The sequence below is a fragment of the Synergistota bacterium genome (assembly GCA_025060595.1).
Lineage (GTDB): Bacteria > Synergistota > GBS-1 > GBS-1 > GBS-1 > 42-11.
Window position 1 is genome coordinate 1 of sequence record JANXBX010000011.1, and the last position, 14642, is coordinate 14642.

Genomic DNA, 14642 nt, shown 5'->3' on the forward strand with positions numbered 1-14642 from the left:
TCCAAAGCTATTGAATAAGCCCCCCTAGCTTTAAGAAAACTATAGTAAGCCTCAGCAACTGAATAGAAAACCTCATTCTTAACCTGCCTTAAATTTTCTAACTCTGCTAACAAATTTTCCCTTGCAGCTCTTATAGTCGCATCTTTCTTATCCCCAAGATAGATTGGATAAGACAAACTAACTCTAACCTGATAATCCGCAGCGGAAGAAGAACTTAGTCTATTCATAACGCTTCGCATAAAATTGTATAGAAACATATCTTCAGCAGTTGGGTTTAACTCTTCAGGAAAACCAGAAATCCCTCCCCCCGCCCTGCTCCTCTCTGTTCTAGTAGCTTGAAAACTCAGTGTTGGGTACAATATACTTTCTGCCTGAATAAGCTTAGCTTTTGCAGCCTCAACTGCCGCCATAGCCTGCTTCAATTTCAAATTCCTTTGAAAAGCAATATCGAGAGCCTTATTTAAATCTATGACTAAAGAATACGCCTTGCTTAAAGGAATTAAAAAATTAAGGAAAATTATTACTAAAATCACAGTTCGTTTCATTTTCTGCACCTCTCTTTCCTGAGAACCGTACTGTGGTATTTAAAACCAACCGGTCAGTCAAAATCATTATACTACTAACTTCGGGCTTCCCTAAAGAGGAATACGTAAAGAAGGTTTTAAAATGTGACAAGCCACTTAGAAATTTACCAATCCTTAACAAGAGGAGTCAATGAAAGATAACAAAAGGAGATAATAAAATGGTGCCGGGAGCGGGAATCGAACCCGCACGGACTTTGAAAGTCCATCGGATTTTAAGTCCGATGCGTCTCCCAGTTCCGCCATCCCGGCACCTGAAGAAATTATATCAGAGAAGTTTCAAGGCTTCAAGAGCGATTGGGCTTAAAACTTCTTTCTTCAGCCACCTTTTTAACTATACCGATAAAGCTTTCGGCATTAATACTTGCTCCCCCGACCAATGCCCCATCTATATCCTCATATCTCATGAATTCCATAATATTCTCGGGTTTGACACTCCCTCCATAGAGTATACGTGTAGCTGATGAAAATTCTCCCCCTAAAAGATCGCTAAGCTTCCTACGTATACCTGTTATTACTTCCAAAGCATCTTCACCAGTAGCTGGAATACCAGTCCCTATGGCCCATACTGGTTCATAGGCCACAACAAACTCCTTTTGATTTGGGAACCCACTCACAACTGAAACGAGCTGTTTTTCTACCACATTCCAGGTTTTTCCATTTTTTCGTTCTTCAAGAGTTTCACCTACACACAAGATAGGTACTAGTCCAACATCAACAGCCTTAAAAACCTTCCTTCTAATCTCTTCGTCGGTCTCCTTAAAATACTTCCTTCTCTCGGAATGTCCAAGAATAACATATTTACAACCTAAAGCTAAGAGCATTTTAGGAGAAATTTCTCCAGTAAAAGCTCCTTCATCCTCCCAAAACATATTTTGGGCACCAAGAGCAATTTGAGTACCACTAATAACCTTGCTCACTCTCTCTAAAGCAGTAAAAGGTGGGCACAGAGCTATCTCTACTTTTCTTACATCTACTAAAGCATTCTTTATTTCAAAAGCCAGCTCCTCAGCTTCATTATTTGTTTTATGCATTTTCCAATTTCCAGCAATTAAAGGCTTTCTCAAGCTTACCTCTCCCCTCACTTGTTTAAGAGCACATCTATACCTGGAAGGACTCTCCCCTCCATAAACTCAAGAGAAGCTCCACCACCAGTCGAAACATGAGTAAACTTCTCATCTATACCTGTTTTCTTTAAAGCAGAAGCAGTATCGCCTCCGCCAGCAACAGATATTATCCCCTCCAAAGAAACCACAAATCTTGCTATCTCATTTGTTCCCTCATCGAATGGCTCCTTTTCAAACACTCCCAAAGGCCCATTCCAAAATACTGTTCTAGCTCTTTCTAACTCCTTCTTAAAAAGCTCAATTGTATGAGGCCCTATATCAAAAGCAGCATATCCCTCTGGAACTTCATTTGCAGGTGAAACTTTTATTTCTGAAGAATCAAGACTCTTAGCAACTTTGAGATCTATAGGCAAAACTATCTTAGCTCCTTTATCTTTAGCTTTATTAAGCAGCTCTCTAGCCAAATCAAGCTTATCATTCTCACAAAGAGAATTAGCCATATTACTACCTAGAGCCTTTAAAAAGGTATTAGCCATCCCTCCACCTATAAGAAATACGTCCACCTTATCTAAAAGATTCTCTATCATAGCTATTTTATCGCTTATTTTTGCTCCTCCAAGAATTATAAAATAAGGTTTCCTAGGATTATCCCTAACGGCAGATAAAAACCTTATCTCCCTTTCCATTAAAAATCCGGCTACTGCAGGTAAATACTTAGCTACTCCATAGGTAGAAGCATGGGCCCTATGAGCCGCACCAAAAGCATCATTTACGAATATCTCTGCTAGAGAAGCTAGCTTCGAAGCAAATTCAGGATCATTTTTCTCCTCTTCTGGGTGAAATCTGACATTTTCAAGAAGAACAACATCTCCTTCTCTCATATTTTTAACAAAACTCTCAACTTCGCTTCCAACGCAGTCGTCAAGTTTATAAACTTCTTTACCCAACAGTTCACTTAAACGTTTAGCAATAGGATTCATCCTTAAAGTGTTATCTACACCCTTAGGTCTACCTAAATGAGATATCAATATCACCTTTGCTCCTTCACTAATCAGATATTCTATCGTAGGCAAAGTAGCTTTTATTCTATAGTCATCTTCTATATTTCCACTTTTATCTAAGGGAACGTTAAAATCAACCCTAACTAGTACCCTTTTACCTTTAACGTTTATATCCCTTATTGTCCTTTTATCCAACAATGTATATCACTCCTTACAACCTCTCAGCAATATATTTTGTCAAATCTACTACCCTGCAAGCATAACCCCATTCGTTATCATACCACGCAAGAACCTTGACCATATTATCCACAACCATGGTCTGAGTAGCATCAAAAATTGAAGAGTGAGAATTTCCATTAAAGTCTACAGAAACCAATGGTTCATCTACATAAGCAAGTATACCTTTAAGCTCCCCTTCCGCAGCCTTCTTAAAAACTGCGTTTACCTCCTCTACAGTTACAGGCCTCTTAAGCTCTGCAACGAAATCCACAACAGAAACGTTTGGAACAGGTACTCTTAATGCTATACCATTAAGCTTACCAGCAAGCTCAGGTATAACCTTTCCTATAGCTTTGGCAGCACCAGTAGTGGTAGGGATTATAGATAAAGCTGCTGCTCTAGCCCTTTGAAGATCCTGATGAGGAAGATCCAAAATTCTTTGATCATTGGTATAAGCATGCGCAGTACTCATTAATCCTTTTACTACACCGAAATTCTCGTGAAGGACTTTAACCAAAGGTGCTAAACAATTAGTAGTACAAGAGGCATTAGATATTATTTTGTGTTTCTGAGGATCATAGCTTTTTTCGTTAACACCTATGACAATTGTAATATCTTCACCCTTAGCTGGTGCAGTTATTATTACCTTTTTAACACTCCCACGAAAATGTTTACTAGCCTTATCAGCATCAGTAAACCTCCCAGAGGATTCAATCACAATATCAACATCATACTTATCCCAAGGAATCTTAGCTGGATCAGGCTCAGCAAAAACCCTTATTTTATTACCATTCACATATATATTCTCTTGATCATAACTTACATCTCCATCCCATATTCTATGAACAGAGTCATACTTAAAAAGATGTGCTAACGTTTTCGCATCGGTTATATCATTAACTGCAACGAACTCCAACCCTTTCCCCCTACCATCTTTAAGTGCAGACCTTAAAACTAACCTACCAATTCTTCCGAACCCATTGATTCCTACCCTTGCTCCCATAGCAAGCACCTCCCTCTTCTAAGACTTTGCTAATGTTAAACAAAAAGCCACACCCCTTTTTCGAGATGTGGCTTTCTCTTACCTCTACCACTTTAACTCTACCCACGTAACACATTACTTTTATAGTATACCAGACATTTATTGAAAAGTCAATAAAATTAGACTATCCCATAAACCCTACAAGTAGCAAACTTAGTTGAGGAACAAAAACAAGAATAATAACTAACGCTAAAAGAGCCACTATATAAGCTACACTTTCCTTAATACAACTTTCTACAGGAATACCTCCTAATGAACACACTGTAAACATATTAACACCAACCGGCGGAGTGACACCTCCAAGCTGTATCATAATTGCAAAGATAACACCAAAATGAACCGGATCGAAACCAGCTTCCCTAACTATAGGAAGAAATATAGGAGTAAGAAGCAAAGTATTTACCGTACCTTCCATCACCATTCCCGCAAAGAAAAGAAAAACAATTATAGCAAGCATAATTAATGTTGGATTATTAGTAAGATTTATAATAAAGGACGACATCTTAACGGGAACCTTTTCAAAAGCTAACGCATACATTGGTATAGCTGCCATAGAAACAATTAACATTATGATAGCATTATCCTCCGCTGCATCAAGCAAAGCCTCCTTGAAGCTTTCCCAAGTAAGTTCACGATGAATAACTTTACCAACAAATGCAGCATAAACCACAGCAAAAGCTGCCGCTTCAACAGGTGCAAAAATTCCAAACCGAAGGGTAACGATAAGAAAAACAGGGAAAAGTAACGCCCATATAGAATTTCGAAGAGCCTCGTACACCTCGCGTAAAGACTTTCTTTTATTTCTACGCTCCATATCATATCCTTTTCGAACAGCTTTCCAATGGGTAACTATCATCATCGTTATACCCATAAGTATACCTGGTATAACTCCAGCCATGAATAGCTTTCCAACCGAAACTTGTCCAACAAAACCGTATAAAACTAGACCTATACTTGGAGGTATTATTGCCGTACTTAAGGAACTACAGGCTAATACTGCCGCAGAAAAGCCATCATCATAACCTCTTTTGCGCATTTCCGGGAGAAGTATTCTCGTTTCCATAGCAGCATCGGCATTAGAAGAACCAGATATACCACCCATAAGCATACTTAAAACACAGCTTACTTGCGCTAAGGCACCTGGTAAATGTCCAACAAGAGCATCAGCAAGACGTATAAATCGAGAAGTAATTCCAGAGGCATTCATAAGATGCCCAGCAAGAATGAAAAAAGGAACTGCTAATAAAGGAAAAGATTGCGTGCCCGCTGCAAGTCTCTGAGCAACTATTGGAATAGGAATTGTAGCTTGGCTAATAAAATATATTATTCCTGAAATTCCAAGCGTAAAAGCAATAGGAACGTTTAATGCTAACAAAAATATGAAAGCTAAAGTTCCATAAAGAAACGACATCTCCAACACCTACCCTTTCATAATCCTCTTATTTTAGTATATATCTGATAAATAAGCGTAAAACTCATAAGAATTGTTCCAACAGGAACAGCTGCTACAACTACAGAGTAACTAAGGAAAAAGATTTCTTCAAAAACCCTTCCCGTGTTAGCTAAAGTCATTCTGATTCCAAGATAACTAACATAAATTAGAAATACTAATATAACTATATCAACCAATATACCTATTAGCCATCTAATCCTTGACGGCAACTTCTCAACAAAAAAACCCATACCAATATGTTTTTTTCTTCTTAACGCTCTGTCTGCTCCTATATATATTAACCAAACGAATAACCCTGAAGCTAAAGCATTTGTCCAATTTATAGGATAACCAATATAACGTAGAAGAGCTGAAACAAAAACAAGCCCTACTATTATACCTAATAATATCTGACAAAATTTTGCCTCTACTCTATCGATAATTCTAAAGATCCGCTCCACCTTTCCTTCCCCTCCACCATAATTTTATGGGTGGGCTTGAATCAAGCCCACCCATAAAATTATCAAGAATTTAATTTACTTTTTACCTAAGAAATCCAAAACCTTCTTACGAATTTCTTGATAACCAAGCTTCTCGTACACAGCCTCAGCACGCTTCTTAAACGGAGTAGTATCTACATCATTTATTATGGCTCCCGCAGCCTTCATCTTTGCCTCCAGATCAGTCAACATCTTAAGCAAAAGATCCGTGGCAAAATCCCCAGCCTTAACTGCCTCTTCGAACAAGATTTTTTGATAATCAGAAGAAAGCCCCTTAAGCCACTTTTCTCCAACTACTGGAGAGTTCCAAAGCTGAATATGTCCTGTTTTTGTTATATATTTCGCAACTTCATAGAGCTTTGATCCAAAGGTAGCTGGATGCTGTGCCTCAGCACCATCAATAACACCTTGCTGAAGAGCCATATAAACTTCTGTCCAGGGAAGGGCAACTGGTGTAGCCCCTAAAGCTCTTATAGTCTCCTGCCATACAGGAGCCCCAGGTGTACGAATTTTAAGTCCACTTAAATCCTCAGGTTTAGATATTGGTTTCTTAGTTAAAAAGTGACGCGCACCTGCATACCAGTTAAATGCAAGAACAACAAGCCCTTTTTCCTTTGTAACTTTAGCGTACCATTCTTTTGCGAGGTCAGACTTTAGAAGTTTCATCCAATCTTCAATGCTATCAGTAAGATAAGGACAAAGAAGAATCCCTACCTCTTTAGCCCATACTCCCAGGCGACCTGCATCAGTATTAACGCAAACCTCAGCACCCATTACCGCTTGCTCGAGTATCTCTTCATCTCTTCCAAGAACGCCTCCGGGATAAAGTTCTACCTTTATCTTTCCGTTAGTGCGGGCTTCAACACCTTGCTTAAACTTTTCATACCCTTCGTAAATATTGTCACCCTTAGTAATGACCATAGAAACTCTTAGAGTATAGGTCTTATCTTGAGCAAACGTAGCCCCAACAAATACCATAGATAGAACAAAAACCATTACCACAACCACAACAACGCTATGCTTCCACAACCCACGCATTAGAAACACCTCCTATTTAAAATATTTTGGGTAAAGCTTTTGCAAATTCTCAAAATCAGGATCATTTTGAGGGAGGTGCTCATCGATTAACCCTTCTACATGTGCATTATCGTGAGAAAAGATACATTCAGCTATTCTTTTGTGTTGATCAACAACTTCTCCAACCCTTATTCCTAAAGAGAGTTTCAAAACTCTAATACGCTTAAAATCAGCATTAATTTGAGATATAAGATCCCATATGCGCTCCTTCCTGCAAGCTTTATAAATTACTTTATGGAATTCCTCATCAAGTTCAAATAGTTTTAAAAAATTTTTCTCCTGGAGACAAAGCTCTTGTAAGGCCAAATTAGATCTTAACTCAAATATAAGTTCCTGAGGGAAAGAACTGCATGCTATCTTCATTACAGCCTTTTCAAGCGTCCTACGCATAAATCTCGCCTCATCCACTCTTTCAAGATCTATAAGAGAGACTATAGTCCCCCTTTGAGGATAAGTTTCAAGAAGACCTTCTTGAGATAGTCTAACAAAAGCCTCTCTTACTGGGGTCCTACTAACAGATAAAGCTTCAGCAATCTCCGTCTCCGTTACGCTCTGTCCAGGCTCCAGTTTTAAAAGAATAATATTTTTTTTCAAAGTTTCATAAACATGATCTCGTGCTGAAGAGTTTCTCTTCTGCGAAACTAATAAATCCATCATTCCTCCCTCCTTTTGTATACTACCATACCAAGCTCTATATGTCAAGAAGTTATAAAAAACCTATTTAATTTTGATTATAATGAAACTATTAAGCCTGAAGTACATATCTTGACTCTTTTAAACTAAATAATTTATAATGATTTTATCTAAATTCATTTTAAAGGGGGGGAATGGAGATGAAAAAGTTAAGATTATGGGTACCAATCATTATCATAACACTTTCAATATTTTACGGAACAGCATTTGCACAACTAAAATTCATCGTAATAGGGACTGGATCGACGGGAGGCACCTTTTACCCCGCTGGTACCATACTAGCAAATGCTTTTAACACATATCTTAAAGAAACTGGTATTAAATGGTCAGCCCAAGCATCTGGAGGAAGCATCGAAAACCTTTCGATGTTAGCAAGAAAAGAAATCCAAATGGGAATAGCAGGAAGCGCTCCAGCAACATGGGCGTATGAAGGAAAAGAAATGTTTCAGGGAAAACAGGTTACAAACATAAGAGCTATAACCACCTTATGGCCAGAAATGACCCAGGTAATATATAGAAAAGATACAGGTATAAAACATTGGAGAGACTTAAAAGGTAGAAAAGTAGCAGTCGGTCCAGCTGGGAATCCCCATTTCTATATGGAATCTCTTCTTAAAGCAACAGCAGATCTTACATTCAACGACATAATACCAGAATATATGGGATACGGGGACTCTGTTGAAGCTCTTCAAAGCAGACTTATAGATGCAGCATATCTTTCAGCAGGTATACCTACATCAGCTGTAGCACAAGCATATGTGGGTAGAGTTCCCATAGATATGTTTGAAATATCTGATGAAGAGCTCGAAAAGCTACAGAAAATAGCTCCCTTTTATGTCAGAGGCATAATTCCCAAAGGAACTTACCCTGGGCAGGATAGGGACTTAAAGGTAGCTGCTAACCCAACTGTTTTACTTGTAGAAAAGGACTTACCTGATGAGCTCATATACAAAATGCTCGAAGTAATATACATAAAAGCCCTTGATGAAATTAAAAAGCAACACCACGCTTTAACTTATTTAAATCTAGAAAGTGCCGCAAAAATAGGAGGCATACCATTCCACAAAGGAGCAATTAAATTTTATCAAGATCGTGGTATAAAAATCAACGAAGGTATTATTCCTCCTGAGATGAAGAAATAAGAAGTTTAAAATATTTTATTTTTGAAAGGGTGGTGTCTTTAAGTTCTGACACCACCTTTTACTTTTATAATCCTATTTTTAAGGGGGATTTCGAAAATGCGAAAGTTAAGGGGAACACCTGCCCTGTGGGCTATGATACTTGCAATATTTACATCTCTTCTTCATATATGGATGAATAGCATCGGTCTAACACCTATAATAGAAAGAAATATAGCTCATGTATGTCTACTTATGGCACTCGGGTTTTTATATTACCCGGCTACCGCTAAATCATTAAGAGATAGGCCCTCCTTATTAGATTGGATACTTTCTTTCACATGTCTTATAATTCCAATTTATTTCTCTTTGAGCTACGAAAGGATTATTAAGAGCGCTTTTAATCCTTCTACCTTGGATTTTATATACGGAATCAGCTTAATGATACTCGTAACAGAAGCTTCTAGAAGAATTGTAGGACTTCCTTTAACCATACTATCAGTGTTCTTTTTATTCTATGCCTACTTTGGACCATATTTCCCAGAACCATTTTCTCACCAAGGATATAACCTCAGAAGAATAATAATAAGAATGACAATGACAGATGAGGGAATTCCAGGAATAGCATTAATGGTATCCTCCTCATATGTATTCATGTTTGTAATGTTCTCAAGTTTCTTAAGGGCAAGCGGAACCTCACAGTTTTTCAACGATTTTGCATCAGCTTTAACAGGTATGAAACGTGGTGGACCAGCTAAAATTGCAATTATAGCAAGTGCGCTAACCGGCACCATAAATGGAAGTGCCCAAGCCAATGTGGTAACCACAGGTAGCTTCACTATACCGCTCATGATCCAAACGGGCTACAAACCATACTTTGCCGCAGCCGTAGAAGCAATTGCCTCCACAGGAGGAATAATAATGCCTCCTATCATGGGAGCAGCAGCATTTATAATGAGCTCGTTTCTAGGAATCCCCTACCTTAAAATAATGTATGCTGGTTTCATCCCAGCTATACTTTATTACTTCAGCCTATACCAAATGGTAGACCTAGGAGCTCTAAAATGGGGGCTAGAAGGGGTTCCAAAAAATAAATTACCATTATTAAAGAACGTCATAAGAGAAAGAGGCCACATGATTATTCCCCTCATAGTTCTAATAGCAGCCTTAATAATGGGCTTCAGCCCAATAATAAGTGCCCTCTTTGGACTCGCACTTATAATAGCTGTAGGTGCTATCAAGAGCTCAACAAGACTTTCCTTAAAGGATATGATTAATGCTCTATACGAGAGCGCTATAGACTCCATATCTATAGCTGTTGTTTGCGCAATAGTAGGGTACATTATCGGAGTTGTAGGAATGACAGGAATCGGACAAGAAATAGGTTACACAATTGTAAAAGCAGCAAAAGGAGAACTATGGTTAACTTTAATACTATGTATGATTACTGCTATCATACTCGGTATGGCTCTACCTGCAGCTGCTTGCTATATAATAACCGTAACAGTAGCAGCTCCAGCCTTATTAATGATAGGTATTGATCCTTTCGTAGCTCACTTCTTTGCCTTCTATTTCGGAACTATGTCAGCAGTAATTCCACCTGTTGCATTAACTTCTTATACTGCGGCAGCTATAGCGAAAGCCCCTCCTACTAAAGTAGCAATAACAGGCCTCGGAATAGGAATAGCTGGTTTCCTAATACCTTACTTATATACCTATAATCCCGTACTGCTTCTCATAAACTTCTCCTGGAGTAGCTTTATATTGAAATTTACAACTGCTCTTATCTGCTTATATTCAATGGCAATATCTATAATAGGAACCTTAGGTTCCAAAAAAACCTTACCCTTTTATGAAAGAGGATTTTTTGCACTAGCTTCGATTTTAATGGTACCAAATTCCTTCAACCTAAATATAATAGGAATTACACTTTTCTTATCACTCTACACTATTAATAGATTTTTAAAGAAAGAAGTTTAAAATAACAAGAGCAGTGCACCTTTCTTCACCATGCACTGCTCTTGTTATAAACCAAATAACTCAACTAACTATAGTATTGGCAAATATCTCTTAAGCTCAAATTCGGTTACCTGCGCACGGTATATATCCCACTCCTTTTTCTTATTACGAATAAAACTTTCAAAAACATGATCTCCTAAACACTCTCTGACAAGCTCGCTTTTTTCCATAATAGATACAGCCTCACCCAAACTACCCGGCAAGGTCTCTATGCCAAGTCTTTCTCTCTCTTCCTCAGTCAAATCATATACATCGACTTCCACTGGTTTAGGTGGCTCCAGATTCTCCTCAATGCCCTTGAGACCAGCAGCTAACATAACTGAAAAAGCAAGATAAGGATTACATGCTGGATCAGGAGCTCTATACTCCACACGAGTAGCATTTTCCATACCCTCAGAAACAGCGGGAACACGTACTAAGGCGGAGCGATTTTTTCTACCCCAACATATATATGCTGGTGCTTCATAACCTGGGATCAAGCGTTTATACGAGTTAACCCACTGACAAGTCACTGCAGTAATTTCTGGAGAGTACTTTAATAATCCAGCAACAAAAGCAAGACCTGTCTTAGAAAGTCCGTAATATCCATTAGGATCATAAAAGGCGTTTTTCCCATTCTTAAAAAGCGACTGATGAACATGCATTCCACTACCATTAATACCATAGACAGGTTTAGGCATAAATGTAGCATATACATTATTCATAAGAGCAACCTGTTTAACAACCATCTTATGAGTCATAACATTATCTGCCATGGTTAAAGCATCAGCATATTTTATATCAATTTCATGCTGACTATATGCTACTTCATGATGACTAACTTCAACTGTTATTCCCATCTCATTAAGCATAAGAACCGTCTGTCGCCTTAAATCTATTGCTAAGTCAAGAGGCGTTGCGTCAAAATATCCCCCAAAATCTAAAAACTCTGTACCATCAGATGATTTAAAATAAAAATACTCCAATTCTGGACCAACATAATAAGTAAAGCCTTTCTCTGCCGCTTTCTTAAGATTGCGTTTCAAAACGTAACGAGGATCTCCTTCGAAGGGCGTCCCATCAGAATTAAAAACATCACAAAACATCCTTGCCACACCATATTCTTTAGGACGCCATGGAAGAATACAAAATGTTGTAGGATCAGGCATTGCCAACATATCGCTCTCTTCGATTCGCACAAAGCCTTCTACTGATGAACCATCAAAGCCAACTCCGTACTCTAAAGCCCCAGGAAGCTCCTCAGCCGTTATAGTAAAGCTTTTTAAGAAACCTAAAATATCCGTAAACCAGAGCTTGATAAACTTAATATTACGCTCCTTAACTACCTTAAGAACATATTCCTTCGCCTCATCGTGTTTCTTCATCACAACCCCTCCCTATTATGCATTAATTTTTATTAACTATACATCAAATTTGTTACAGAAATTTTACGCTTTTATTACAGAACTATTACAAACCGAGGCTTTCTTTATAGCGATTCGTTATAGGAAAACGTCTATCTTTACCAAAGGAAAGCTGTGTTATTTTAATACCAGGAGGGGCCTGGCGACGTTTATACTCACTTCTATCTATCATTCCAACAACTCGTCTTACAATACTAGCATCTAAACCTAAAGATACTATTTCCTCGAGAGAAAGGTTTTTCTCAATATATCCTTCGATTATCATATCAAGCAGATCATAAGGAGGCAATGTATCACTATCTTTTTGATCAGGCTTTAGCTCCGCCGATGGGGGTTTTTCAAAAATCCTTTTAGGAATAATTTCTCTTCCTTCTACCTCATTTCTCCAACTAGCAAGCTTATAAACAAGCATCTTAGGAACATCCTTTATAACAGCAAATCCCCCAGCCATATCACCATAAAGAGTAGCATAACCACAGGCCATCTCACTTTTATTCCCTGTAGTTAAAACCAACCAACCAAACTTATTTGATAAAGCCATTAAAATATTGCCTCTTATCCTCGCTTGAATATTTTCCTCAGTGGCATCAGGTTCAGTGCCACTGAAATGAGACGAGAGAACATCAAGGTAAACTTGAAAGATCGAATCAATAGATATAACTCTAAACTCTATCCCCAAATTGAAAGCAAGTCTTTCTGCATCTTCCATACTTGTAAAAGAAGAATAACGCGAAGGCATATAAACTCCAATTACATTTTGAGCTCCAAGGGCATCAACAGCTATAGTAGCGACAAGGCTAGAATCTATTCCGCCAGAAAGCCCCACCAAAGCTTTTTTAAACCCGTTTTTCTTAACGTAATCCCGCGTTCCCAAAACTAAGGCTCTGTATACTTCTTCAGGAAAATCCAAAGCCCTTCCCATATAAGTAGAGATAATTGGTTTTTCTTCCTTAAGGCATCCGTTAATAAAAACAAACTTAACCTCACCATGCATCAACATACTTCGTATTTTTTCTTTACGAAGCCTTGGATCACGAAGTCTATTTTTAGGCACTTCCTCAAATAATAGGTCAACCACAAGCAGGCACTCTTCAAAACCGTCACCGCGAGCTATAATCTTGCCTTCCCCGTCTAAAACCAAGCTATATCCATCAAAAACTAGCTCATCTTGACCACCTACCAAATTTACATAGGCTATAGGAGTAACCATATCAAGCGCTCTTATAGAGAGCATTCTCTCCCTAAGATCCCTTTTACCAATCTGATAAGGAGAAGCGCTTATGTTAACTATGAGTTCCGCGCCATTTAACACTTCGGCTATAGCAGGCCCAATAGAATACCAAATATCCTCACATATAGTTATACCAACTTTTACCCCAAGCAACTCGAAGAGAACAGGAGTATTTCCAGCTTTAAAATACCTTTCCTCATCAAAAACTCCATAATTAGGAAGAAACATTTTACGATAAATGCATTTAATATCTCCATCGTATAGCAAAGCTGCAGCATTATATATATCTGAATCCACATCTACGAACCCCAATAATATAGCAAGGTTTAATCCTTTTGTAAATTCAGCAACCTTCGAAAGCGCTGCTAAATTATCCCTTATAAATGCTGGCTTAAGAAGCAAATCTTCAGGAGGATAACCAGTTATAGCCAACTCCGGGAAACACAATAAATCAACTTTTTTAGATTTTCCTTCTTTAATAAATTCACAAATTTTATAAACGTTATGATTGAAATCGCCCACGATAGAGTTTAGTTGAGCCAAACCTATTCTAAGCTTCCTCATCCTCTTCACCTTCGCTAAATTTATATCCTATATTTCTTACAGTCTGGATATACCTATGATCATAGTCCCCTAACTTATTCCTCAACCTACTTATATGAGTATCTACTGTCCTATCCCCACCATAGTAATCATATCCCCAAAGTTTACTTAAAAGCTCCTCTCTCCTAAAAACCTTACCTTTATTTAAGACAAGAAGCCTTAGAAGCTCGTACTCTTTAAAAGTCAATGATATAACCCTTCCCTTAAAAATAACCTTGCATCTTTCCTCATCTATATAAAGATCCCCACACCTTATTACTCTTACTCCTTCACTAACTTGTTCTTTAATCCTGGTAAGTCTTAAAATTCTTATCAAAAGCTCCTCAATAACAAAAGGCTTAACTATGAAATCCGTAAAATAAACTTCCTCAGAAAACCACCTTAGACTATCTTTAGAAACAATAGCCAACAACGGGATACCCATTTTAGAAATAGCATTTTTATTCTTAACTTCGTTCAACAATCCCCTGTTATAAGAGAAAAGGAGCTCAAAATCACACACCACAACATCAAAAGGCTCTTCTTTAACCCTATCAATTAACTCATCTATACTATCTAAAATACACACTTCAAATCCCTTTCTAACCAGGTTTTCAGATACTCTCTTACTATCCTCAGGCTCAACCAGCAAAATAATTTTCACTTAAACTTACACC

Annotated in this window: 13 protein-coding genes and 1 tRNA gene; 2 read left to right on the forward strand and 12 right to left on the reverse strand. The window is 38.0% G+C overall.

The features are described from left to right. The 9 genes from NZ900_07575 to NZ900_07615 all read right to left on the reverse strand — a co-directional run. Positions 1-545, reverse strand: a 545-nt coding sequence (locus tag NZ900_07575; GenBank protein ID MCS7233943.1) for a TolC family protein, incomplete at its 3' end; no start/stop codon positions are given. Between the two features lie 198 nt (positions 546-743). Continuing rightward, positions 744-833, reverse strand: a tRNA-Leu gene (locus tag NZ900_07580). A 35-nt stretch (positions 834-868) separates the two neighbouring features. Continuing rightward, positions 869-1648 (reverse strand): triose-phosphate isomerase, encoded by a 780-nt coding sequence (tpiA, locus tag NZ900_07585; GenBank protein MCS7233944.1) that lies wholly within the window; start codon positions 1646-1648, stop codon positions 869-871. Between the two features lie 14 nt (positions 1649-1662). After that, entirely contained in the window at positions 1663-2844 is a 1182-nt protein-coding gene (locus tag NZ900_07590) for a phosphoglycerate kinase (GenBank protein ID MCS7233945.1), read from the reverse strand. Between the two features lie 16 nt (positions 2845-2860). After that, positions 2861-3871, reverse strand: a complete 1011-nt coding sequence (gene gap / locus NZ900_07595; GenBank protein ID MCS7233946.1) for a type I glyceraldehyde-3-phosphate dehydrogenase — start codon at positions 3869-3871, stop codon at positions 2861-2863. Positions 3872-4034: 163 nt separating this feature from the next. Continuing rightward, the gene (locus tag NZ900_07600; GenBank protein ID MCS7233947.1) at positions 4035-5321 is read right to left on the reverse strand and encodes a TRAP transporter large permease; all 1287 of its coding nucleotides are present in this window, start codon (positions 5319-5321) and stop codon (positions 4035-4037) included. Between the two features lie 17 nt (positions 5322-5338). Continuing rightward, the gene (locus NZ900_07605) at positions 5339-5803 is read right to left on the reverse strand and encodes a TRAP transporter small permease (protein MCS7233948.1); all 465 of its coding nucleotides are present in this window, start codon (positions 5801-5803) and stop codon (positions 5339-5341) included. A 75-nt stretch (positions 5804-5878) separates the two neighbouring features. Then, positions 5879-6880 carry a C4-dicarboxylate TRAP transporter substrate-binding protein gene (locus NZ900_07610; GenBank protein MCS7233949.1) on the reverse strand — a complete coding sequence of 334 codons (1002 nt, stop codon included), beginning with the start codon at positions 6878-6880 and terminating at the stop codon, positions 5879-5881. Positions 6881-6892: 12 nt separating this feature from the next. After that, a complete protein-coding gene (locus NZ900_07615) occupies positions 6893-7573 on the reverse strand; it encodes a GntR family transcriptional regulator (protein MCS7233950.1) in 681 nt (226 codons plus the stop codon). Between the two features lie 179 nt (positions 7574-7752). Here NZ900_07615 and NZ900_07620 point away from each other — a divergent pair, with 179 nt between their 5' ends. Together NZ900_07620 and NZ900_07625 are read left to right on the forward strand one after the other, a co-directional pair. After that, the gene (locus tag NZ900_07620; protein ID MCS7233951.1) at positions 7753-8754 is read left to right on the forward strand and encodes a TAXI family TRAP transporter solute-binding subunit; all 1002 of its coding nucleotides are present in this window, start codon (positions 7753-7755) and stop codon (positions 8752-8754) included. 96 nt (positions 8755-8850) lie between these two features. Beyond that, on the forward strand, positions 8851-10710 hold the full coding sequence (locus tag NZ900_07625; GenBank protein ID MCS7233952.1) for a TRAP transporter fused permease subunit: 1860 nt from the start codon (positions 8851-8853) through the stop codon (positions 10708-10710). Between the two features lie 68 nt (positions 10711-10778). Here the strand turns inward: NZ900_07625 and glnA are convergent, their stop codons facing one another. The 3 genes from glnA to NZ900_07640 all read right to left on the reverse strand — a co-directional run bounded on the left by glnA (position 10779) and on the right by NZ900_07640 (position 14629). Further along, positions 10779-12113, reverse strand: coding sequence for a type I glutamate--ammonia ligase (gene glnA, locus NZ900_07630; GenBank protein MCS7233953.1), 1335 nt, complete (start codon positions 12111-12113; stop codon positions 10779-10781). Between the two features lie 85 nt (positions 12114-12198). Further along, positions 12199-13947, reverse strand: coding sequence for an NAD+ synthase (locus tag NZ900_07635; protein MCS7233954.1), 1749 nt, complete (start codon positions 13945-13947; stop codon positions 12199-12201). Further along, entirely contained in the window at positions 13934-14629 is a 696-nt protein-coding gene (locus tag NZ900_07640; GenBank protein MCS7233955.1) for a response regulator transcription factor, read from the reverse strand. The genes NZ900_07635 and NZ900_07640 overlap by 14 nt, the downstream gene beginning before the upstream one ends. Positions 14630-14642: the final 13 nt, after the last annotated feature.